The sequence below is a fragment of the Actinomadura sp. WMMB 499 genome (assembly GCF_008824145.1).
Taxonomy (GTDB): domain Bacteria; phylum Actinomycetota; class Actinomycetes; order Streptosporangiales; family Streptosporangiaceae; genus Spirillospora.
In genome coordinates, this window is sequence record NZ_CP044407.1 from 1,053,960 (window position 1) to 1,079,138 (window position 25,179).

6 protein-coding genes are annotated in these 25,179 nt (G+C 74.8%); all 6 read right to left on the reverse strand.

The features are described from left to right. From F7P10_RS43915 to F7P10_RS04545, 6 genes are read right to left on the reverse strand one after another with little or no spacing between them, the layout of a single operon-like run. Window positions 1-993 (reverse strand): thioesterase domain-containing protein, encoded by a 993-nt coding sequence (locus tag F7P10_RS43915; RefSeq protein ID WP_254716724.1) that lies wholly within the window; start codon window positions 991-993, stop codon window positions 1-3. Next, window positions 909-3,932 carry an amino acid adenylation domain-containing protein gene (locus F7P10_RS04520; RefSeq protein ID WP_254716388.1) on the reverse strand — a complete coding sequence of 1,008 codons (3,024 nt, stop codon included), beginning with the start codon at window positions 3,930-3,932 and terminating at the stop codon, window positions 909-911. Before F7P10_RS04520 ends, F7P10_RS43915 begins: the two co-directional genes overlap by 85 nt. After that, the gene (locus F7P10_RS04525) at window positions 3,929-11,740 is read right to left on the reverse strand and encodes a non-ribosomal peptide synthetase (protein ID WP_151008210.1); all 7,812 of its coding nucleotides are present in this window, start codon (window positions 11,738-11,740) and stop codon (window positions 3,929-3,931) included. Before F7P10_RS04525 ends, F7P10_RS04520 begins: the two co-directional genes overlap by 4 nt. After that, entirely contained in the window at window positions 11,737-14,967 is a 3,231-nt protein-coding gene (locus F7P10_RS45295) for an amino acid adenylation domain-containing protein (protein WP_368077454.1), read from the reverse strand. Before F7P10_RS45295 ends, F7P10_RS04525 begins: the two co-directional genes overlap by 4 nt. Further along, window positions 14,943-24,284: a non-ribosomal peptide synthetase gene (locus tag F7P10_RS45300; RefSeq protein ID WP_218040376.1), complete on the reverse strand. Its 9,342-nt coding sequence runs from the start codon at window positions 24,282-24,284 to the stop codon at window positions 14,943-14,945. Before F7P10_RS45300 ends, F7P10_RS45295 begins: the two co-directional genes overlap by 25 nt. Next, window positions 24,281-25,063, reverse strand: coding sequence for a condensation domain-containing protein (locus tag F7P10_RS04545; RefSeq protein ID WP_151008211.1), 783 nt, complete (start codon window positions 25,061-25,063; stop codon window positions 24,281-24,283). The genes F7P10_RS45300 and F7P10_RS04545 overlap by 4 nt, the downstream gene beginning before the upstream one ends. Window positions 25,064-25,179 lie beyond the last annotated feature (116 nt).

Consider the following 25,179-nt stretch of genomic DNA (forward strand, 5'->3'; position numbering starts at 1 on the left):
TCATCCCTTTCCGGTTTCGCTGCGGAACTTGCCGAGCGTGGCGGCGAGCACGGCGCCGATCTCGGCGGCCGGGCCGGGCTCCATCAGCAGGTGGTGGTCGACGTCGAGCGGGTGGTCCACGATGCCGCCGTCGACGAGCGGGCCCCAGTTCGCCGGTCCGGTGGGCGATCCGGCGGTGCGGCCGCGCAGCGCGGTGAAGAACACGATGTCGCCCCGGTACCGGCCGGGCCGGTACTCCTCGGCGTGCCGCAGGCCGTTCTCGTAGTTGCGGTAGACGTTGACGAGGTCGTCCTCGCCGAGGGTGGCGAGGGCGTCGCCGCGCTCGGCGAGCACCGCCGTGATCGCCGCCATGTCGGGGTTGCCGTCGGCCGCGATCATCCCGGCGTCGATGCCGATGGCCTGGAGCAGCTCGGGGAGGATCTCGCGGCGCTCGGACTCGAGGTCCTGCCCGTGGTAGGCGTCGATGAGGGCGAGCATCCCGACCTCCTCGCCCGCCTCCTGGAGCCGGACGGCCATCTCGTAGGCGACGAGCCCGCCGAGCGACCAGCCCACCAGGTGGTACGGGCCGGACGGGCGGACGGCGCGGATCTGCTCGAGGTAGTCGCCGGCCATCTCCGCGACGGACGCGGGCAGTTCGGCCCGCGTGAACGCGCGCGCCTGCAGCCCGTACACCGGCTGGTCGGGGCCGAGGTGCCGCTGGAACTGGAGGTATCCCCAGGCGAGGCCGCCCGCCGGGTGCACGAAGAACACCGGCGGGCGCGTCCCGGACGTGCGGATGGGGAGCAGGACCTCGAAGCCGAGGCGGTCCCGCGGGTCGCCGACGCGGGTGAGGGCCTCGACGGTCTGGTGCGTGAACACCTCGCGCGGGGTCAGCTCGATCCCGGCCTGCCGGGCGCGGGTGACGAGCTTCAGCGCGGTGATGCTGTCGCCGCCGAGGTCGAAGAAGCTGACGTCCGCGCCGACCCGGTCGAGGCCGAGGACGCCCGCGACGATCTCCGCGAGCCGCTCCTCCTCGGGGTGCGCGGGGCGCGGCCGGCGGCGGCCTCGGCGTAGTCGGGGGCGGGCAGGGCGCGCCGGTCCAGCTTGCCGTTGGGCCCGACGGGGAACGTGTCGAGCCGGACGAACGCGGCGGGCACCATGTACTCGGGCAGCCGCCCGGCGACGAACCGCCGCAGGCCGTCCGTCCCGTCCCCGCCCTGGACCGGCATGCCGGGGGCGATGACGTAGGCGACGAGCGACTTCACGCCGGGCGCGTCCTCGCGGGCGACGACGGCGACGTTGGCGACGCCGGGATGCGCGGCGACCGCGGCCTCGACCTCGCCGAGCTCGATGCGGAAGCCCCGCACCTTCACCTGGAAGTCGGCGCGGTCGACGTACTCCAGGGTGCCGCCGGGCCGCCACCGCACCAGGTCGCCCGTCCGGTACATGCGGTCGCCGGGGGCGCCGTAGGGGTCGGCGACGTAGCGCTCCGCGGTCAGGGCCGGGCGCCGCAGGTAGCCGCGGCCGAGCCCGGCACCCGCGATGTAGGCCTCCCCCACCACGCCGGGCGGCACCGGCCGCAGGCCCGCGTCCAGGACGTACACGCGCATGTCGTCGATGGGGCGGCCCAGCACGGCGGACGTCTCGGCGGGGTCGGCGAGCGGTCCGCGCAGCCCGGTGACGGTCGTGTACGTGGTCGCCTCGGTCGGCCCGTACACGTTGCCGACCTCGGTGTCCGGGCACGCCGCGAGGACCTTGCGGATCGCGGCCGGTGATCCGGCCTCGCCGCCGGTGAGCACCTCGCGGAGCCGCCCGAACGCGTGCGGGCGCTCGTCCGCGACCAGGTTGAACAGGGTGGTGGTGAGGAACAGGCCGGTGAGGTCGCCCGTCTCGGCGAGCCGTTCGAGGGCCGCGCCGTCGAGGTGGCCGGGGGGCGCGACGACGGCGGTGCCGCCGTGCAGCAGCGGCGTCCACAGCTCGTAGAGCGACGCGTCGAACGCGTGCGGCGAGTGGACGAGCACGCGGTCGTGGGCCCCGCCGCGGAGTCGCCCGTCGGTGGCGAGGTCGACGGCGTCGCGGTGCCGGAGCATCACGCCCTTCGGCACGCCCGTCGAACCGGACGTGAACAGCACGCACGCGAGCTGCTCGGGGTGGCACGCGACGCCCGGGTCGGTGCCGGGCCGCGCGGCGATGCCGGGATCGTCGTCGAGGTCCAGGACGTGCGCGGACGTCTCCAGGTCCGCGACGCGCCCGCGCATCGGCGCGTTCACGACGAGGACGGGCGCGGCGACCTCGGCGACGGCCCACGCGGTGCGCTCCGCCGGGTACCCGTGGTGGATCGGCGCGTACGCCCCGCCCGCCTTCAGGATCGCCAGCGACGCGACGGCGATGTCGGCGGACCGCTCCAGCAGCACGGCGACCGGCACGTCCCGCCCCACCCCGAGGTCGATGAGCCGGTGCGCGAGCCGGTTCGCGCGCTCGTCCAGTTCGGCGTAGGTGAGCGACTCCCCGGTGTGCGGCGTCCGGACGGCGACGGCGTCGGGGGTGCGGGCGAGCCGTGCGGCGAACGCGCCGGTGACCGTGCGGGCGGCGCGGCCGGTGCGCGGCCCCTGCCAGTCGCGCAGGACGAGCGCGCGTTCGTCGTCGTCGAGCACGTCGATCAGGCCGAGCGGCAGGTCGGGGCGGTGCGCGACCGCGTCGAGGATCCGGACGAACCGCCGCATCAGGCGTTCGGCGTCGTCGCGGGTGAACAGGTCGGCGCGGTGGTCGATCCGCAGCGAGAGCCCCCGTCCGGGCACGGCGGCGAAGGTCAGCGGGTAGTGGCTGGCGTCGTGCCCGTCCACGTCGTGCAGGGAGAGGCCGCCGAGGTCGGTGCCCGCGGCGTCCGGGTCGAACGGGTAGTTCTCCAGGACCGTCATCGTGTCGAACAGCGCGCCGCCGCCCGCGAGCCGCTGGATGTCCGCGAGCCCCAGGTGGTGGTGCGGCATCAGCGCGGCCTGCTCGTCCTGCAGCCGCGTCAGCGCGCCCGCCACCGTGTCGCCGGGGCGGACCCGCACCCGGATCGGCAGCGTGTTGATGAACAGCCCGATCATCTGCTCGACGCCCTGCAGTTCGGGAGGCCGCCCGGAGACGGCGGCGCCGAACACGACGTCCGTGCTCCCGGTCAGGCGGCCGAGCAGGACGCCCCACGCGAGCTGCAGGACGGTGTTGAGGGTGACGCCCTGCGCGCGGGCTCGCGCGCCGAGCGCGGCGGTGAGGTCCTCGCTGAGGCGCGAGCGGACCCGCCCGGGGGCCTGCGCGCCGGGCTCGGGCGCGCCGGGCGCGACGAGCGCGGGCTCGGTGAACCCCTCGAGGGCGCGGCTCCAGGCGTCCTCGGCGGCGGCCCGGTCCTGCTGCGCGAGCCACGCGAGGTAGTTCTTGTACGGGGCGACGCGCGGCATGCCGGTGTCGTCGCCCTTCGCCAGGTAGAGCGCGAACAGCTCGGTCTGCAGGACGGGCGTGGACCAGCCGTCGAGCAGGATGTGATGGTTCGTGAACACCATCCGGTGCTGGCCGTCGCCCAGCCGGATCAGCAGGAACCGCAGCAGCGGCGGCTTCGCCATGTCGAACGGCCGGGTCCGCTCGCCGTCCGCGAGCCGCTTCGCCGCGGCCTCCCGCTCGTCCGCGGGCAGGTCCGACAGGTCGGCGTCCCGCCAGGGCAGCTTGACCGCGCGGTGCACGACCTGCACCGGCGACCCCTCCTTGCGCTGCCGGAACCCGGCCCGCAGGTTCGCGTGGCGGCGCAGCAGCGTCGCGGCTGCGGCCCGCAGCGCGTCCGCGTCCAGCGGACCGCGCAGGTCGAACACGATCTGCGCCGTGTAGACGTCGTGGTCCGAGTCGTACAGCGCGTGGAAGAAGAGCCCCTGCTGGAGCGGGGACAGCGGGAGGATGTCCTCGAGTTGCGACTTGCTCAATCGTCCTCCCATTCGCCGTCGAGCTCGGCGGCGAGCTCGTCGATCTCGTCCTGGCCCACGTCGACCAGCGACAGGTCGGACGGCGTGAACCCGCCGACGGGGCCGTCGGCGGCGCCGTCCACGACGTGCGCGACGAGACCGCGCAGCGCCGCCGTCCAGCGCCCGGCGAGATCGGCGATCGCGGCGTCGTCGAACACGTTCGCCGCGTAGGTCCAGGTGGCCGTCAGCTCGGGCCCGTCCGGCAGGTCCCGGGTGTGGGCGTTCACCTCGACGGCGTGGACGAGCGCGAGCGCGTCGTCCTGCCCGCCGCCCAGGGCGTCCGACTCCGCCTGCCCCGCCGGGCCCCAGTCGGCGGCCTCCGGCGCGGCGGACCGGCCGAGGTAGTTGAACGCGACCTGCGGGTGCGGGCGCCCGGCGAGTGTCCCGGCCGCCGCCGGGTTCAGGTACCGCAGCAGGCCGTGCCCGATGCCGTTGTCGGGGATCTCCCGGAGCTGCTCCTTCACCCGCTTCAGCGCGGTCCCGACCGCCTGGCCGCCCTCGCGGACGTCCGTCGGCTCCACCCACCCCGCGTCGAGCCGCACCGGGAAGATCGAGGTGAACCAGCCCACCGTCCGCGACAGGTCCACGCCCGGGACGATCTCCTCGCGGCCGTGCCCCTCCAGGTCGACGAGCACCGCCGTCTCGTCCGTCACGCCCCGGTCCCGCCGCCACTCGGCGAGGGCCAGCGCGAGCCCGGTCAGCAGCACGTCGTTCGCCCGGCCGTGGAACGCGGCGGGGACGTCGGCGAGCAGCGGCCCGGTGACGTCGGCGGGCAGGCTCACCGTGTGGTGCCGGGCGGTGCCGAACGTGTCGGCGGCCGGGTCGAGCGGACGCGCGCCGAGCAGCGGGTCGGGCGTCGCGAGGACGTCCTCCCACAGCGGCAGCTCGGCGGCGCGGCCCGGATCGGACGCCTCGGCGGCGAGCCGCTGCGCCCACCGCCGGAACGACGTCGGGACGGGATCGAGCGTCCCCCCGGCCCACGCGGTGACGAGGTCGGGCAGCAGGATCCGCCACGACACGCCGTCCACGACCAGGTGGTGGAGGGTGACCAGGAGGCGGCCCGAGCGCTCCGGGCCCGCGTCGAACCACACGAGCCGCACCATCGCCCCGGTCGCGGGGTCGAGCTCGCGGCGGGCGGCGCGGGCCTCGGCCGCGAGGACCGCTCGCAGCGCCGCGCCGTCCCGTCCGGTCACGTCCACGCGGCGGACGAGCGGCGCCGCGTCGACCGTCCCCGGCTCGGCGACCTCGAACTCGCCGTCGTGCACGCGGAGGCGGAGCATGTCGTGGTGGTCGATGACCGTCCGCAGCGCCCCGGTCAGTCCCGCGACGTCGAGGGACGGCGGCACCCGCAGCAGCATGCGCTGGCTGTAGCCGGCGACCGGGCCGTCCAGTTCCCCGAACCAGCGCATGATCGGGGTCGCCGGGACCTGCCCGACGCCCGCGCCGGGCGGTTCGGCCTCGACCCGCTCGTCCTCCCCGACCGGACGGGCCGCGGCGGCGAGCTCCTCGACCGTCTGGTGCTGGAACACCTCGCGAGGACTCACCACCAGACCGTCCTGACGGGCCCGCGACACGAGCTGGATCGCGATGATCGAATCCCCGCCCAGATCGAAGAACCCGTCGTCCACCCCGACCCGCTCCAAGCCCAGCACCTCGGCGAACAGCCGCGCGAGAACCTCCTCCTCACGCGTGGACGGGGTACGCGACGACACCTGCACCGAGAAATCGGGAGCCGGGAGCGCCTTGCGGTCCAGCTTGCCGTTCACCGTCAGCGGCAGCGCCTCCAGCTCCACCACCACCGCCGGAACCATGTACTCGGGCAGGCCACCACTCACGAACCGCCGCAACTCGGACGGGTCCGGGCCATCACCCACCACATAGGCGACCAGCCGGTCGTCCCGAACGACCACCGCGGCGTCCCGGACGTCGTCGTGGCGGGTCAGAGCGGCCTCGATCTCGCCCGGCTCGATCCGGAAGCCGCGCAACTGAACCTGCTGGTCCGCCCGGCCGAGGTATTCGAGCGAACCGTCGCGGCGCCAGCGCCCCAGGTCGCCCGTCCGGTACATCCGGGCGCCCGGCTCGCCGTGCGGGTCCGCCACGAACCGCTCCGCCGACAGGCCCGGACGGTTCAGATAACCCCGCGCGAGGCCCGGCCCGGCGACGTACATCTCGCCGATCACACCCGGCGGAACGGGACGCAGCCGGTCGTCCAGGACGTAGACGCGCAGGTCGGGGATCCCGGTCCCGATCACGCTGCCGGGCGCGGTCGCCGCGTACACCCGATCCAGCGCCACGTACGAAACGTGCACCGTCGTCTCGGTGATCCCGTACATGTTCACCAGCGTCGGAGCGTCCTCCCGATGCCGGGAGTACCAGTCGTCCAGACGCCCGAGTTCGAGCGCCTCACCACCGAACACCACATACCGCAGAGCCGACAGGTCGTGGTTCGGGTTCTCCTTGTCGGCCGCCATCAACTGGTAGAACGCCGACGGCGTCTGGTTCAGGACGGTCACACGCTCGTCCTCCAGCAACTGCAGGAAGTCCTGCGGCGACCGGGAGGTCATGTACGGGACGACGACCAGACGGCCCCCGTAAAGGAGCGAGCCCCACAACTCCCACACCGAGAAGTCGAACGCGTAGGAGTGGAACAACGTCCACACATCATCCGGACCGAACCCGAACCACTCCTCGGTCGACCGCAGCAACCGCACCACGTTCCGATGCGGAACCACCACACCCTTCGGCCGCCCCGTCGAACCCGACGTATAAATCACATACGCCGGGTTATCCGGAGACACCACCACACCGAGATTCGCATCGTCATACCCCGGCGCGTCCGCGTCCCCTTGCCGGATCGTCAGCACCGCCGCCCCGGACGGGCACGCATGCCCGCCGGAAGCCGCGGTGCCGTCTCGACCGACACCACCGGGCACCCCTTCCACAGGCACCCCTTCGACAGGCACACCGGCCTCGCCGGCACCCTCGGCGCGGATCGTCAGGACCGGACGGGCGTCCTCGAGCATGTACGCGATCCGATCGGCCGGATAATCCGGATCGACCGGCACATACGCCCCGCCCGCCTTCAACACCGCCAGCACCGCCACCACCAGATCGGCCGAACGCGGCAGAGCCAGAGCCACGAACCGCTCCGGACCCACCCCGCACTCCACCAACCGCCGCGCCAAACGGTTCGCCCGCGCGTTCACCTCACCGAACGACCACGACACACCCCCCGACACCACCGCCACCGCACCCGGACGCTCCGCCGCACGCGCCTCGAACAGCGCCGGGATCGTCGTCCGCCCCGCCTCGGGCGCCCGGCCTCCGGCCCATTCGCGCAGGATGGTGCGGCGCTCGGCGCGGCCGAGGATCTCGGCGGCGCCAATCGGGGCGTCGGGGTCGGCGACGAGTGCGCGGACGAGACGCTCGAACCGGTCGGCGATCGAGACGGCGGTGGCGGGGTCGAACAGGTCGAGGGCATACTCCAGCGCGGCCTCGATGCCGCCGGGCGCGCCCTCGTCGCCGTGCCGTTCCTGCAGGTAAAGCGAGAGGTCGTACTTCGCGACACCGGACGGTAGGGGTTCGGCGCCGCCGGTGAGGCCGTCGAGCTCGAGGCGGGCCTCGGGGTTGTTCTGGAAGGACAGGACGGCCTGGAACAGCGGGTGCCGGGCCATCGAGCGAGCGGGGTTGAGGATCTCGACGAGCCGCTCGAACGGGACGTCCTGGTGCGCGTACGCGGCGAGGTCGGTCTCCTTCACCCGCGCGACGAGTTCCCGGAAGGTCGGGTCGCCGGAGGTGTCGGTGCGCAGGACGAGCATGTTGACGAACATGCCGACGAGGTCGTCGAGCGCCTCGTCCGTCCGGCCCGCGATCGGGGACCCGATCGGCACGTCCGTCCCGGCGCCGAGCCGGGTGAGCAGCGCCGCGTAGGCGGCCTGCATCACCATGAACAGGCTGGCGCCGTGCCGGCGGGCGAGGGCGTGGAGTCCGGCGTGGAGTTCGGCGTCGAGCTCGAAGGCGTGGGTCGCGCCCCGGTAGGACGCCTCGGCGGGGCGGGGACGGTCGGCGGGGAGCGGCAGCTCGTCGGGCAGGCCGTCGAGGGCCTCCCGCCAGTAGGCGATCTGCCGCGAGATCAGGCTGTCCGGATCGTCCTCGGAACCGAACAGCTCCCGCTGCCAGAGGGTGTAGTCCGCGTACTGGACGGGCAGCGGCGCCCAGTCCGGCGCACGCCCCTCCGCACGGGACGCGTACGCGGTGATGACGTCGCGGGCGAGCGGGGCCATCGACCAGCCGTCGGCCGCGATGTGGTGCAGGACGAGCATCAGGACGTGCGTGCCGCCGCCGAGCGCGAACAGCCGGGCCCGCAGCGGCGGTTCGACGGAGAGGTCGAAGCCATGCCCGGCGGCCGCGGCGAGCGCGGCGGGCAGCGCGGCCTCGTCGGCGGGGGTCACGTCCAGGCGGGGCCGCGCGGCGGCCGGGTCGAGGACGAGCTGGCGGGCGGTGCCGGACCCGTCCGGGAAGATCGTGCGGAGCGACTCGTGCCGGGCGGCGACGTCGGCGAGCGCGGCGCGCAGCGCGCCGAGGTCGAGATCGCCCTCGAGGCGGAGCGCGATCGGCAGGTTGAACAGCGCCCCGGCGCCCTGGAACCGGTTGAGGAACCAGAGCCGCTGCTGGGCGGGCGAGAGCGGGACGACGTCGGGCCGTCCGGCGGGCCGCAGGGCGGGCCGGACGTCGCGGGCCGCGCCCGCGAGGCGGGCCGCGATCCCGGCGACGGTCGGGGCCTCGAACAGCGCCCGGACGGGGAGTTCGGCGCCGAGCGCGGAACGGATCCGGCCGGCGAGGCGGGTGGCGGTGAGCGAGTCGCCGCCGAGGTCGAAGAACGAGTCGTCCGGGCCGACGCGGGGCGCGCCGAGGATCTCGGCGAACAGGCCGCCGATGATCTCCTCCTGCGGGGTGCGGGGGGCGCGGCGGTCCGCCGCGGCGGTGCCTCCGGGGGCGGGCAGCGCGGCCCGGTCGAGCTTGCCGTTCACGGTGAGCGGGAGCGCGTCGAGGGTCGTGAAGGACGGCATCATATGCTCGGGCAGCCGTGCGGCGGCGTGCCCGCGCAGCGCGGCGACGTCCAGGTCGGCGGGGGCGACATAGGCGGCGAGGCGCCCGTCGCGGACGACGACGGCGGCCTGCGCGACGCCCTCGAACCCGGCCAGGACGGACTCGATCTCGCCGGGCTCGACCCGGTACCCGCGGATCTTGACCTGGTCGTCGGCGCGGCCGAGGTAGTCGAGGGTGCCGTCGGGCCGCCACCGGGCGAGGTCGCCGGTGCGGTACATGCGGTCGCCGGGCGCACCGAACGGGTCGGCGACGAACCGTTCGCCGGTCAGCGCGGGGCGGCCGAGGTAGCCGCGGGCGAGCTGGACGCCCGCCAGGTACAGCTCGCCGGGGACTCCGGCGGGGACCGGCTGCAGGGCGGAGTCCAGCACGTAGGCGCGGGTGCCGCGCTGCGGGCCCCCGATCGACGGCCGTTCGGTGCCGGCGACGACCTGGTTCATCGTGTCGATCGTCGACTCGGTCGGCCCGTAGAAGTTGCGGGCGGTGACGGCGGGCGCGAGGGCGCGCAACCCGGACCAGAGCGCGTCCCCGACGGCCTCGCCGCCGAGGAGGAGCTGCGACGGGCGGTGCCGCCCGTCGTCGTCCAGCAGGCCCGCGTCGCGCAAGGACGCGAAGTGCGACGGGGTCGTGTTGACGAGGTCGATCCGCGCGCGCGCCGCGTACCGGGTGTAGGCCTCGACGTCGCGGCGGGTGTCGTCGTCGATGAGGTGGAGCTCGTGGCCGTGCATCATCCAGAGCAGGCCCATCCACGACGTGTCGAACGAGAACGACGCGAGGTGCGCGAACCGCATCCGGCGCCCGCCCGCCGCCTCGGCCGCGGGGTCGATGAACCGGTCGCGGTGCGCCTCGTAGTAGTTGAGGACGGCGGTGTGGGTGACGGTCACGCCCTTGGGGCGGCCGGTCGAACCCGAGGTGTAGATCACGTAGGCGGCGTTCGCGCCGAGCAGGGACCGGTCCGGGTTCCCGAGCCCGTCGCCCCCGGCCGGGACGTCGGCGGCGGTGATCGTGACGGCGGGCGCGCAGTCGTCCAGGATGTAGGCGACGCGGTCGGCCGGGTACTCCGGGTCGACCGGCACGTACGCGGCGCCCGCCTTGTGGACGGCGAGGATCGCGACGACCACGTCCGGGGTGCGGGGCAGGACGAGCGCGACGCGGTCCTCGGGGCCGACGCCCCGCGCGACGAGGTCGCGGGCGAGGCGGTTCGCTCGGTCGTTCAGTTCCGCGTAGGTCAGGGACGCGTCGCCGCAGACGAGCGCGACGTCGTCCGGGGTGCGGGCGGCCCGCGCCTCGAACAGGTCGGGGAGCGTCCCGGCGGGGAGGTCGGCGGCCGTGTCGTTCCGCGCGGCGAGCGCGGCCCGCTCGCCGTCGCCCGCGAGGTCGAGCGCGCCGACGGGGCGGGACGAGTCGTCGGCGAACGCCTCCAGGACCCGGCGGACGCGCGCGAGCAGCGCCTCGACGGCGTCCCGCTCGAACACGTCGGGCCGGAAGTGCAGCCGCAGCGACAGCTCCTCGCCCGGGGCGGCGACGAACGACAGCGGGAAGTGCGTCGCGTCGTAGGAGTCGGCGGCGGCGATCCGGACCCCGTTGAGCGAACCCTCCATCGACGCGGGGTCGAACGGGTAGTTCTCCAGGACCGTCATCGTGTCGAACAGGGCGCCGCCCTGCCCGGCGGCCCGCTGCACGTCGGTGAGGCCGAGGTGGTGGTGGGCGAGCAGGTCGGTCTGCTCGGCCTGCAGCCGTTCGAGGAGCGCGGCGAGCGGTTCGTCCTGCCGGAACCTGACGCGGATCGGCAGCGTGTTGATGAACAGCCCGATCATCTGCTCGATGCCGGGCAGCTCGGGCGGGCGGCCGGACACGGTCGCGCCGAACACGACGTCGCGGGAGCCGAGGAACCGGCCGAGGACCAGCCCCCATGCGCCCTGCAGGACGGTGCTGAGCGTGACGTTGTGGCGGCGTGCCGCGCGGGTGAGGCGCCGCGTCGTCCGCCGGTCCAGTTCGGTGATCGTGCGCTCGGGCGGGCGGGGCGCGCGGGCGGCGGCCTCGGGCGCGACCAGGCACGGGCCGTCGAGGCCGTCGAGGGCGCGGCGCCAGGCGTCCTCGGCGGCGGCGCGGTCCTGCTGCGCGAGCCACGCGAGGTAGTTCTTGTACGGCGTGACGCGCGGGAACCCGGCGTCGCCACCGCCCTGCATGTACAGCATGAACAGCTCGGTCGCGAGGATCGGCGTCGACCAGCCGTCCAGCAGGATGTGGTGGTTGGTGAAGACGAGCCGGAACCGCTCCGGCCCCATCCGGACCAGGACGAACCGCAGCAGCGGCGGCGCGGTCATGTCGAACCCGCGCGCCCGCTCCCGCGCGACGACCGCGTCGGCCTCGCCCGCGTCCGCCGCCGCGACCTCCTCCCACGGCGGCTCGACCGTGCGCGGGATCACCTGCACCGGCCGCGACAGGTCCTCGTGCCAGAACGCGGCCCGCAGGTTCGAGTGGCGGCGCAGCAGCGTCCCGGCCGCCGCCCGCAGCGCCGGGACGTCCAGCGGGCCCTCCAGGTCGAGGACGAACTGGGCCGTGTAGACGTCGGTGTCGTCGGCGTCGAACAGGGCGTGGAAGAAGAACCCCTGCTGCAACGGCGACAGCGGCAGGATGTCTTCGAGGTCCCCCCGGGTCAATGCTGGTTCCTCCAGGCGTTCTGCAACGTGTCGATCTCACTCTGGTCGAGGTCCACGAGCAGGTCGGACGGGGTGAACCCGCCGACCGGCGCGGCGACGTCGCCGGCCGCGGCGGCGGTGACGTGGGCGACGATGCCGCGCAGCGCGGTGAACCACGCGTCCGCGAGCTCCCGCACGTCGTCGCCGTCCAGCAGCTCGCCCGGCCAGGTCCAGGCGGCGGACAGGACGGGGCCGTCCGGGAGGTCGCGGGTGACCGCGTTGACCTCCAGGGCGTGCGCCATCGGCATCCGCGGGTCCTCGCCCGCGGGCGGCTCCTCCGGCGCGAGCGCCCAGTCCTCGTCACCGCCGGGCGCGACCCGCCCGAGGTAGTTGAACGCGATCTGCGCGCGGGGCGCCTCGGCCAGCTCCGCCGCGGCCTCCCCGTCCGGGCCGGTGTAGCGCAGCAGGCCGAACTGCGGCGCGTCCGGAACGGCCCTGAGCTGCTCCTTCACCTTCTTGACGGCCGTCGCGACGTCCGGCCCGCCGGACCGGACCCGCGTCCAGTCGGCCGGTCCGGCGTCGATGCGCACGGGATGGATCGAGGTGAACCAGCCGGCCGTCCGGGACACGTCCGCGCCCGGCACCGCGGCGTCGCGCCCGTGCCCCTCCAGGTCGATCAGCACGTCGGTGCCGCGCCCGCCGCCGGGCCGGTGCCGCCGCCACTGCGCGACCGCGAGGGCGAGCCCCGCGAGCAGGACGTCGTTCGCGCGGGCGTTCCACGCGGCCGGGACGTCGGTGAGCAGCGGGCCCGTGACCTCGGCGGGCAGGTCGAGGGTCGTGTGCCGGGCGCGGGCCGCGATGTCCACGCGCGGGTCGAGGTCGCGGGCCGCGATCCGCTGCGGCGGGCCGTCCACGATGTCGAGCCAGTCCTCGAGCGCGTCCTCGCCGGGCGCGGCGGCGGTGAGCTTCTGCGCCCACCGGCGGAACGACGTCCCGACCGGCTGCAGCTCTCCCCCGGCCCACGCGGTGACGAGGTCGGGCAGCAGGATCCGCCACGACACGCCGTCCACGACCAGGTGGTGCAGGACGACGAGGAGGCGCCCCTGCTCGTCGCCCGCGTCGAACCAGACGAGCTGGGCGACGGTCCCGTCCCGGGGATCGAGCCGGTCGCGGGCGGCCGCCGCCTGCTCGGCGAGCAGCGCGGCGCGCTTGTCGTCGTCCAGCCCCGCGATGTCGACCCGGGTGACGAACGCGGCGGCGTCCACCGAACCCGGCTGCCGCACCACCGGCTGCCAGCCGCCCGCACCGTCCTCGTCCACGTCGAGGCGGAGGCGGAGGACGTCGTGGTGGTCGACCAGCGTGCCGAGCGCCTCCGCCAGCCGCCCGACGCCGAGGGCGGGCGGCGTGCGGAGCAGCATCGACTGGTGGAACCCGGCGATGCGCGACGCGTCGCCGTCCACGCGCTCGCGCAGCCACCCGACGATCGGCGTGACGGGCACGGGCCCGATCCCGGCCCCGGGCGGTTCGGCCTCGACCCGCTCGTCCTCCCCGACCGGGCGGGCCGCGGCGGCGAGCTCCTCGACCGTCTGGTGCTGGAACACCTCGCGAGGACTCACCACCAGACCGTTCTGACGGGCCCGGGAAACCAGCTGGATCGCGATGATCGAATCCCCGCCCAGATCGAAGAACCCGTCGTCCACCCCGACCCGCTCCAGGTTCAGGACCTCGGCGAACAGGCGGGCGAGGACCTCCTCCTCGGGCGTGGAGGGGGTCCGAGAGGACACCTCGGCGGAGAAATCGGGGGCCGGGAGCGCCTTGCGGTCCAGCTTGCCGTTCACCGTCAGCGGCAGCGCCTCCAGCTCCACCACCACCGCCGGAACCATGTACTCGGGCAGAGCACGACCGACGAACCGCCGCAACTCACCCGAATCCACACCACCACCGACCACATAGGCGACCAGCCGATCGTCCCGAACAATCACCGCGGCGTCCCGGACGTCGTCGTGGCGGGTCAGAGCGGCCTCGATCTCGCCCGGCTCGATCCGGAAGCCGCGCAACTGAACCTGCTGGTCCGCCCGGCCGAGGTATTCGAGCGAACCGTCGCGGCGCCAGCGCCCCAGGTCGCCCGTCCGGTACATCCGCGAGCCCGGCTCGCCGTGCGGGTCCGCCACGAACCGCTCCGCCGACAGGCCCGGACGGTTCAGATAACCCCGCGCGAGGCCCGGCCCGGCGACGTACATCTCGCCGATCACACCCGGCGGGACGGGACGCAGCCGGTCGTCCAGGACGTAGACGCGCAGGTCGGGGATCCCGGTCCCGATCACGCTGCCGGGCGCGGTCGCCGCGTACACCCGATCCAGCGCCACGTACGAGACGTGCACCGTCGTTTCGGTGATCCCGTACATGTTCACCAGCGTCGGAGCGTCCTCCCGATGCCGCGAGTACCAGTCGTCCAGACGCCCGAGTTCGAGCGCCTCACCACCGAACACCACGTACCGCAGAGCCGACAGGTCGTGGTTCGGGTTCTCCTTGTCGGCCGCCATCAACTGGTAGAACGCCGACGGCGTCTGGTTCAGGACGGTCACACGCTCGTCCTCGAGAAGCTCGAGGAAATCGGCAGGCGAACGGGACGTCGAGTACGGGACGACGACGAGCCGACCGCCGTACAGCAGCGAGCCCCAGAGTTCCCATACCGAGAAGTCGAACGCGTAGGAGTGGAACAACGTCCACACATCATCCGGACCGAACCCGAACCACTCCTCGGTCGACCGCAGCAACCGCACCACATTCTGATGCGGAACCACCACACCCTTCGGCCGCCCCGTCGAACCCGACGTATAAATCACATACGCCGGATTATCCGGGGACACCACCACACCGAGATTCGCATCGTCATACCCCGGCGCGTCCGCGTCCCCCGAAGTGATCGTCAACACCGCCGCGCCGTCCCGACCGACACCACCGGGCCCGCCGTCCCCACGCACACCGGCGTCGCCGGCGTCGTCGGCGCGGATCGTCAGGACCGGACGGGCGTCCTCGAGCATGTAGGCGATCCGATCGGCCGGATAATCCGGATCGACCGGCACATACGCCCCACCCGCCTTCAACACCGCCAGCACCGCCACCACCAGATCGGCCGAACGCGGCAGAGCCAGAGCCACGAACCGCTCCGGACCCACCCCAAACTCCACCAACCGCCGCGCCAAACGGTTCGCCCGCGCATTCACCTCACCGAACGACCACGACACACCCCCGACACCACCGCCACCGCATCCGGACGCTCCGCCGCACGCGCCTCGAACAGCGCCGGGATCGTGGTGCGGTCCACGGGACGGCCGGGCCCGGTCGCGGCCGCCCGATCCCCGAGGACGGCGGCGCGCTCGTCCTCGGTGAGGACGTCCGGGGCGCCGATGGACGCGTCGGGTTCGGCGAGCAGGTCGCCGAGGTACCGCTCGAAGCGCGCGATGAGACGTTCGGCGGTGCCGTGGTCGAACAGGTCGAGGGCGTACTCGAGTTCGCCGTCGAGGCCGTCCGCCCGCTCGGTGAGGATCATGAGCAGGTCGAAGCGGGCGACGCCGGCGTGCAGGGGTTCGAGTTCGGCGCCGAAACCGTCGAGTTCGAGGCGGGCCTCGGGGTTGTTCTGGAAGGTGAGGCCGATCTGGAACAGGGGATGCCGGCCGAGGTGGCGCGGCGGGTTCAGCACCTCGACGAGCCGCTCGAACGGGACGTCCTGGTGCGCGTACGCGGCGAGGTCGGCGTCCTTCACCCGCGCGACGAGTTCCCGGAAGGTCGGGTCGCCGGAGGTGTCGGTGCGGAAGACGAGCATGTTGACGAACATGCCGACGAGGTCGTCGAGCGCCTCGTCCGTCCGGCCCGCGATCGGGGACCCGATCGGCACGTCCGTCCCGGCGCCGAGCCGGGTGAGCAGCCCGGCGAAGGCGGCCTGGGCGACCATGAACGGGCTCGCGCCGGTCTCGGCGGCGACGCGCCGCAGGCCGTCGAGGACGCCGGCGCCGAGCCGGAACCGGGCGGTCGCGCCGCGGTGGGACGCCTCGGTGGGGCGCGGTCGGTCGGTCGGAATCGGCAGCTCGTCGGGGAGCCCGTCGAGGGCCTCCCGCCAGTAGGCGATCTGCCGCGAGATCAGGCTGTCCGGATCGTCCTCGGAACCGAACAGCTCCTGCTGCCAGAGGGTGTAGTCCGCGTACTGGACGGGCAGCGGCGCCCAGTCCGGCGCACGCCCCTCCGCACGGGACGCGTACGCGGCGATGAAGTCGCGGGCGAGCGGGGCCATCGACCAGCCGTCGCCGCCGAGGTGGTGCATGAGCAGCAGCGCGACGTGCTCGTCCGGGGCGATCCGGAACAGGTGGGTGCGCAGCGGCGGTTCGGCGGAGATGTCGAACGCGTACCCGGCGGCCGTCGCGAGCCGCATCGGGAGTTCGGCCTCGGTGGTGCCGGTGATCTCCAGTTCGGGGCGCGCGGCGGCCGGGTCGAGGACGACCTGGCGGGGGACGCCGCCGTGGTCCGGGAGGATCGTGCGGAGCGTCTCGTGCCGGGCGACGAGGTCGCCGACGGCGGCGCGGACGGCCTCGACGTCGAGGGGGCCGCGGATGCGCAGGGCGGTCGGCATGTTGTACGTCGCCGACGGGCCCTCGAACCGGCCGAGGAACCACAGCCGCTGCTGCGCGTAGGAGAGCGGGACGGCGTCCGGGCGGTCGCGGGGTTCCAGCGCCGGACGGGCGGCGCCCGCCCCGGAGTCGAGGAGGGCGGAGTCGAGGAGGGCGGCGAGGCCCGCGACGGTCGGGGCCTCGAACAGGGCCCGGACGGGGATCTCGGCGTCGAAGGCGCGGCGGACGCGGCTGACGACCCGCATCGCGATGAGCGAGTTGCCGCCGAGGGCGAAGAAGTCGTCGTCGGCGCCGATCCGGCCTGCGGGGACGCCGAGCAGGTCGGCGAAGACGGCGGCGACGGCCTCCTCGCGCGGCCCGGACGGCGCCCGGTACGCGGCCCCGGCGGCCGGGGCGGGCGCGGTGAGTTCGGGTCGCGGCAGCGCCTTGGTGTCGACCTTGCCGTTCGGGGTGAGCGGCATCGCGTCGAGGACGACGACGGCGGCGGGCACCATCGACTCGGGCAGGTGCGCGCGCATGTGGGCGCGCAGCTCCTCGGGGTCGGGGTTCTCGCCGGGGGCGGCGACGACGTAGGCGACGAGCCGCTTGTCCGTCCGCTCCTCGACAGGTTCGGGGGTGGGCATGGCGGGCGCGCCGGGCAGGTCGAGGCCGGTGACGGTGACGGCGGCGCCCGTCTCGACGGCCGTCTCGAGGACGCGGCGGAACCAGCCGGCGAGCCGCTCGACGGTCTCGCGGTCGAACAGGTCGAGGGCGTACTCGACCGTCCCGGCGAGGGCGCCGGTGCCGTCCCGCGACTCCTCCAGCAGGAACTCGAGGTCGAACTTGGCGACGCCGGCGTCGACGGGTTCGACGGCGACGGCCAGGCCGGGCAGCTCGACCGACGCCTCCGGGTTGTTCTGCAGGGTCAGCATCACCTGGAACAGCGGGTGCCGGGCCAGCGACCGGGGCGGGTTCAGCACCTCGACGAGCCGCTCGAACGGGACGTCGGCGTGCGCGTGCGCGGCGAGGCCGGTGTCGCGGACGCGGCCGAGCAACTCGGCGAAGGCCGGGTCGCCGGAGGTGTCGGTGCGGAAGACGAGCGTGTTGACGAACACGCCGACGAGGTCGTCGAGCGCCTCGTCCGTCCGGCCCGCCACCGGCGAGCCGATCGGCACGTCGGTGCCGCCGCCGAGGCGGGTGAGCAGCGCGGCGAGCGCGGCCTGCAGCACCATGAACACGCTGACCTGGTGGTCGCGGGCGAGGGCGCGCAGCCCCTCGGCGAGGTCGGCGGGCAGTTCGAACGGGACCTGCCCGCCCCGGTAGGAGGCGCGCTCGGGACGGGGCCGGTCGTGCGGCAGCGGGATCTGGTCGGGCAGCCCCGCGAGCGCGTCCGTCCAGTACGCGAGCTGCCGGGAGATCAGGCTGCCGGAGTCGTCCTCGGAGCCGAACAGCTCCCGCTGCCAGAGCGCGTAGTCGGCGTACTGGACGGGCAGCGGCGCCCAGTCGGGGGCGCGTCCGTCGCGGCGCGCCAGGTAGGCGGTGATGACGTCGCGGGCGAGCGGCGCCATCGACCAGCCGTCCCCCGCGATGTGGTGCAGGACGAGCATCAGCAGGTGCTCGTCCTGCCCGCCGGTGGCGCCGAGCCGGTACAGGTGGGCGCGCAGGGGCGGCTCGGCGGCGAGGTCGAACCCGCGCGCCGCGTCCATGAACAGGGCGCCGTGCAGGTCGGCGGGGTCGGCGTCCGCGACGGTGAACGGCACGTCGGCCGCGCCCGCCGGGAGGACGCGCTGGTGCGGTTCGCCGTCGGCGTCGGCGAACAGGGTGCGCAGCGGCTCGTGCCGGGCGACGACGTCGGCGAGCGCGGCCCGCATCGCCGCGACGTCGATCGCGCCGGTGAGCCGCAGCGGGATCGGCATGTTGTAGGTGGCGGTGCGGCCCTCGAGCCGGTTGAGGAACCAGAGGCGCTCCTGCGCGGGCGAGACCGGGAGCGGGTCCGGGCGCTCGGCGGCGGCGCGCAGCGGCGGGCGCACCGGGCCGGTCGCGGCGGCGGACGCCGCGTGCGCGGCGAGGCCCGCGACCGTCGGGGTCTCGAACAGGGCCCGGACGGGCAGTTCGGCGTTCAGCGCGGCGCGGGCGCGGGCGACGACGCGGGTGGCCTTGAGGGAGTCGCCGCCGAGGTCGAAGAACCCGTCGTCGATGCCGACGCGGGGCAGCCCCAGCACGTCCGCGAAGATCCCGCAGAGGATCTCCTCGCGGGCGTCGCGGGGGCCGCGCGCGGTCGCGGCGGCGGCGAAGTCCGGCTCGGGGAGGGCGGCGCGGTCGAGCTTGCCGTTCGGGTTCAGCGGCATCGCGTCCAGCACGACGATCGCCGCCGGGACCATGTACTCCGGCAGCGTCCGCGCGGCGAACTCGCGCAGCGCCGCCGGGTCGGGGCCGTCACCGACCACGTACCCGGCCAGGACGGTGTCCCCGGCGGCGTCGCGGCGCGCCACCACCACGCTCTGCGACACGGCCGGATGCGCGGCGAGGGCCGCCTCGATCTCGCCCAGCTCGATCCGGAAGCCCCGCACCTTCACCTGGTGGTCGAGCCGCCCGAGGTACTCGATGTGGCCGTCGCGGTTCCAGCGGACCAGGTCGCCCGTCCGGTACATGCGCGCGCCCGGACGGTCGCCGAACGGGCACGCGACGAACCGGTCGGCGGTGAGCTCCGGGCGGTGCAGGTAGCCGCGGGCGAGCCCGTCCCCCGCGACGTACAGCTCGCCGGGCGTCCCGACGGGGACGGGGCGCAGCCGCTCGTCCAGCACGTAGGCGCGGGTGTTGGCCATCGGGCGGCCGATCGGCGCGTTGCCCCGGGCGTTGCCGTCGTCGTACCAGCCGGTGACGAAGATCGTCGCCTCGGTGGGGCCGTAGATGTTGGAGATCCGGGCGTCCGGCAGCAGCGCCCGGACGTCCCGGACGAGCTGCGGCGGCAGCGCCTCGCCGCCGAGCGCGATGTCGCCCGCCCCCAGCCGCAGGCCGCCGCGCGCCAGCAGCGCCGCAACCGCCGACGGGACGCCGCTGATCAGCGACCCGGACCAGCCGCCGCGCTCGGCGACCTCGAGCAGGTCGCGGACGACCTCGATCTCGCCGCCGCAGGTGAGCGGGACGAGCCACTCGAACACCGACACGTCGAAGTTCAGCGACGTCGAGAACAGCACGCGGGACATGCGGTCGCAGCCGTAGGAGTCCCACGACTCGGCGCAGAAGTCGACGACGTTCGCGTGCGAGATCACGACGCCCTTGGGGCGCCCGGTGGAACCGGAGGTGTAGATCACGTACGCGGGGTGGGCGGGATGGAGGGGCCGGACGCGCTCCGCGTCGGTGACGTCCGCGCCGTCCGCGCCGTCGAGGTCGAGGGCGTCGATCTCGACTCGCGGAACGCCGCCGGACCGGTCGGCGGTGCCGGGCGTGCCGGCGTCCGGTCCCGTGCGAGTCCCCGCCGCTCCCCGGCCGGCGGCCGCGCGGGCGGGCGAGGCCGGAGCCTCGGCGCCGGATGTTTCGGCGTCCGGCCCGACATGCACGTGTTCCTGCGGTGGGGCGACGCCGGGGAGGTGCGCGGCGGTCGTGGTGATGACGGCGGCGGGGTTCGCGTCGGCCAGCATGTAGGCGATGCGGTCGGCCGGGTAGGCCAGGTCGATCGGCTGATAGGCGGCACCCGCCTTCAGCACCGCCAAAGCCGAGACGACCAGGTCGGCGCCGCGCGGCAGCGCCAGCGCCACGAAGTCCTCGGGGCCGACGCCGCGCGCGATCAGGTGCCTCGCCAGCCGGTTCGCCCGCGCGTTCAGCTCCGCGTAGGTGAGCCGGGACGGACCCGCGACCACGGCCCTCGCACCGGGCGTCCGGGCCGCCTGCGCCTCCACCAGGTCGGGAACGACGCACGGTTCGACGACGACGCCGGTGTCGTTCCACTCGTCCAGCAGCAGGGTGCGCTCGGCGCCGTCGAGCAGGTCGACGGCCGACAGCGGACGGTCCGGGGCCGCCGCGACCTGCGCGAGGAGGCGTTCGAGGCGCGCGGCCATCGCCCGCGCCGTCGCTGGCTCGAACAGGTCGAGCGCGTATTCCAGGCGGCAGCCGATCCCGGCGGGCGCGCCGGACGCGTCGCGGCGCTCGTCCACCAGCAGCGCCAGGTCGAAGCGGGACACGCCCGGGTCGACCGGCTCCAGCTCGACCGTCAGGCCCGGCAGCTCGACCCGCGCCGACGGGTCGTTCTGCATCGAGATCATGACCTGGAACAGCGGGTGCCGGGCCATCGACCGGGCCGGGTTCAGCACCTCGACGAGCCGCTCGAACGGGACGTCCTGGTGCGCGAACGCCGCGAGGTCGGTGTCGCGGACGCGGCCGAGCAGCTCGGCGAAGGCCGGGTCGCCGGAGGTGTCGGTGCGCAGCACGAGCGTGTTGACGAACACACCGACGAGGTCGTCGAGCGCCTCGTCCGTCCGGCCCGCGACCGGCGAGCCGATCGGCACGTCCGTCCCGGCGCCGAGCCGGGTGAACAGCCCGGCGAGCGCGGCCTGCAGCACCATGAACAGGCTCGCGCCGTGCTCGCGGGCGAGCGCGAGCAGCGACGCGTGCAGCTCGGGCGGCAGCGTGAACGCGTGCTGCGCGCCCCGGCCGGACGCGCGGGCCGGGCGGGGGTGGTCGGCGGGGAGGCCCAGTTCCTCGGGGAGACCGGCCAGGGCGTCCCGCCAGTGCGCGAGGCGGCGCGAGATCAGGCTGCCGGGGTCGTCCTCGTCGCCGAGCACGGCGCGCTGCCAGAGGGCATAGTCGGCGTACTGGACGGGCAGCGGCGCCCAGCCGGGCTCCCGCCCCTCGGCGCGGGCCGCGTAGGCGGTGACGAGGTCGCGGGCGAGCGGCTCCATCGACCAGCCGTCCCCCGCGATGTGGTGCAGGACGAGCAGCAGCAGGTGGTCGTCCGGGGCCACGCGGAACACGTGCACGCGCACCGGCGGCTCGGCGGCGAGGTCGAAGCCCCGGGTCGCGGCGGCGAACACAGCCGCGTCCAGGCCGTCCGGGGCGCAGTCGGCGACGATCGGGTCCGCGGCGGCCTCGTCCGGCGGCAGGACGCGCTGGTGGGGCTCGCCGCCGATCTCGGTGAACACCGTGCGCAGGGACTCGTGGCGGCCCAGCATGTCGCGGGTCGCGGCGCGGACGGCGGCCAGGTCCAGGGCGCCGCGCAGCCGCAGCGGGATCGGGATGTGGTAGGTCGGGGACGGGCCCTCGAGGTCGTGGATGAACCACAGCCGGCGCTGCGCGTACGAGACGGGCAGCGGGTCGGGCCGCTCCGCCGGGACGAGCGCCGGGCGCGCCTCCCCCGCGCCGTCGCCGCCGAGCCGGGCCGCGAGCTCCGCGACGGTCGGCGCCTCGAACACCGCGCGGACCTGCACGTCCGCGCCCAGGACGGCGCGGGCCCGGGACGCGACCCGCGTCGCCTTGAGCGAGTCGCCGCCGAGGTCGAAGAAGTCGTCGTCGATCCCGACCCGCTCGACGCCGAGCACGCCGGCGAACACCGCGCACAGCGCCTCCTCGCGGGCGTCGCGCGGCGCGCGTCCGGCGGCGGGCGCGGCGAAGTCCGGCTCGGGGAGGGCGGCGCGGTCCAGCTTGCCGTTCGGGTTCAGCGGCATCGCGTCCAGCACGACGATCGCCGCCGGGACCATGTACTCCGGCAGCGTCCGCGCGGCGAACTCGCGCAGCGCCGCCGGGTCGGGGCCGTCACCGACCACGTAGCCGACGAGGACGGTGTCCCCGGCGGCGTCGCGGCGCGCCACCACCACGCTCTGCGACACCGACCCGTGCGCGTCGAGCGCGGTCTCGATCTCGCCGAGCTCGATGCGGAAGCCGCGCACCTTGACCTGGTGGTCGAGCCGCCCGAGGTACTCGATCTCCCCCGCGTCGGTCCAGCGCACGAGGTCGCCCGTCCGGTACATGCGGGCGCCCGGACGGTCGCCGAACGGGCACGCGACGAACCGGTCGGCGGTCAGGTCCGGGCGGTGCAGGTAGCCGCGCGCCAGGCCCTCCCCCGCCAGGTACAGCTCGCCGGGGACGCCCGGCGGCACCGGGCCGAGCGCCGCGTCCAGCACGTACGCGCGGGTGTTGGCGACCGGCCCGCCGATCGGCGCGTGCCCGGCGGGGTTCCCGTCGTCGTGCCACGCCGCGGCGTAGACGGTCGCCTCGGTGGGCCCGTAGACGTTCGAGACGCGGGCGTCCGGCAGCAGGGCGCGCAGGTCCCGGACGAGCTGCGCCGGGAGCGCCTCGCCCGCCAGCACGACGTCGCCCGCCCGCAGGTCGAGCCGCCCGGTCCCGAGCAGCGCCGCGACCGCCGACGGGACGCCGCTGATCAGCGACCCCGACCAGCCGCCGCGCTCGGCGACCTCGAGCAGGTCGCGGACGACCTCGATCTCGCCGCCGCAGGTGAGCGGGACGAGCCACTCGAACACCGACACGTCGAAGTTCAGCGACGTCGAGAACAGCACCCGCGCGAGCCGCTCGGGCCCGTACTCCCGGCCCGCCCACGCGCACAGGTCGGCGACGTTCGCGTGCGAGACGACGACGCCCTTGGGCCGCCCGGTCGAACCGGACGTGTAGATCACGTACGCGGCGTTCTCCGGCCGCAGCGGCCGCACCCGCTCGGCGTCGGTGACGTCCGCGCCGGACGGGCCGTCGAGGTCGAGGGCGTCGAGCTCGACGCGCGGCACGCCGCCGGCCCCCGAGCCGGTACCCGAACCGATCGCCGCGCCCGCGCCGAACCCGTCCGCGCCGAACCCGTGGGGGCCGGGCCCGTCCGCGCCGGGCCCGTCCGCGCCGAACCCATCCGCGCCGGGCCCGTAGGGGCCGAGCCCGTGGGGGCCGGGCCCGTGGGGGCCGGGCCTTCGGGAGCCGAACCCGTCCGCGCCGAACCCGTCCGCGCCGGGCCCGTGGGAGCCGAGCCCGTGGGAGCCGGGCCCGTGGGAGTCGGATGGTTCGACGTCCGGTCCCGATCGGGCGGGTTCCGCCGGTGCGGCGACGCCGGGAAGGTGCGCGGCGGCCGTGGTGATGACGGCGGCGGGGTTCGCGTCGGCAAGCATGTAGGCGATGCGGTCGGCCGGGTAGGCCAGGTCGATCGGCTGATAGGCGGCACCCGCCTTCAGCACCGCCAAAGCCGAGACGACCAGGTCGGCGCCGCGCGGCAGCGCCAGCGCCACGAAGTCCTCGGGGCCGACGCCGCGCGCGATCAGGTGCCTCGCCAGCCGGTTCGCCCGCGCGTTCAGCTCCGCGTACGTGAGGGCGGCAGCACCGCACGTGAGGGCCCTCGCACCGGGCGTCCGCGCGGCCTGCGCCTCCACCAGGCCGGGCACGGTCGCCGGGGCGACGGGGGCGGACGTGTCGTTCCACTCGTGCAGGACGAGCCCGCGTTCGGCGTCGTCGAGGAGCGCGACGTCGCGGAGCGGCGTCGCGGGGTCCGCGTCGCCGAGGGCGCGCAGGAACCGGATGTAGCGGTCCTGGTGGGCCGCGACCCCGGCCTCGGTGTAGAGGTCGGGGTGGGCGTCGAAGTCGACGCGCATCCCGGTGCCGTCGGAGTTGTCGTAGATGTTGATCGACAGGTCGTCGATGGGGCCCGTGGTGATGGCGTGCATCCGCGCGGGCAGGCCCGCGAAGTCGATGCGGTAGTCGAACGGCATGACGTTGATGACCGGCCCGTACAGGCGGCGCCGCTCGCCGAGCAGGCGCAGGTCGCGCAGCAGGTCCTCGCGCCGGTAGCGCTGGTGCCGCAGGGCGCGGGCGGCGGCGCGGGTCGCGGTGCGGACGAGCCGCTCGACCGTCATGTCCGGGGTGACGGCGACGCGCAGCGGGAGGATCGACGCGAGCATCGCGGGGGTCTCGAGCGCGACCCGGCTGGTGCGCCCGCTGACGGCGAGGCCGAGGACGACGTCGTCGGTGCCGGTCATCCGGGCGACGTAGGCGGCGGTCGCGGCGATCGCGAGGCCCGGCGTCGCGGTGCGCAGCCGGCGCGCCCCGCGGCCAGCCCGGCGGCCTCGTCCGGCGGGATCATCGCGACGCGGGTCAGGTAGTCCGCGGTGGGCTCGGCCGTGCCGTCCGACAGGCTCACCGCGACGGGACGGTCGGCGAAGCGCTCCGTCCAGTACGCCCGGTCCCGCTCGAACTTCTCCGAGGACCGGTGGGCCTCCTCCTCGGCGAGGACGCGGCGGTAGTCGCCCAGCTCGGCGGGGACGTACTCGCCGCCGGTCGCGAGCACGGTGTACACCTCGGCGGCGCGGCGGGCCACGATCGAGCCGCTGTAGGCGTCCTGGATCGTGTGGTGCGCGCGGATGAACCACCAGTGCAGGCCGGGCGCGAGCCGCAGCAGCTCGGTGACGTACAGGTGGTCGGCGTCCAGCGGGAGGGGCTCGGCCATCCGGGCGCGGACGCGCGCCCGCGCGGCGGCGCGCGGGTCGGGTTCGGCGCTGAGGTCCACCAGCGGAACGGTCGCGGTCGCCTCGGGGTCCAGGATCTGGTACGCGATTCCGTTCCGTTCCACCAGCCGGACGTTCATCGCGAGCGCCTCGTGCGCGGCGATTCGCGCCACCCGGTCGAACAGCCCGTGGTCGAGCGGGCCCTCGATCTCGATGTACTGGGCGAGCTGGATCGGCGTTTCCGGCGCCAGTTGCTGCGCGTACCAGACGCTCTGCTGAGCGGCGGAGAGCGGAACGAACTCGGTGGACGACATCAAGCGGCACTTTCCGGGTCGGAGTGGGATTGCTTTATGCCCGGCAACGGCACCGCAGCGGCGCCGGGTCCGAAGGGCGGAAACCGAAGAGAATGACCACAGAACTGATCGGGCCT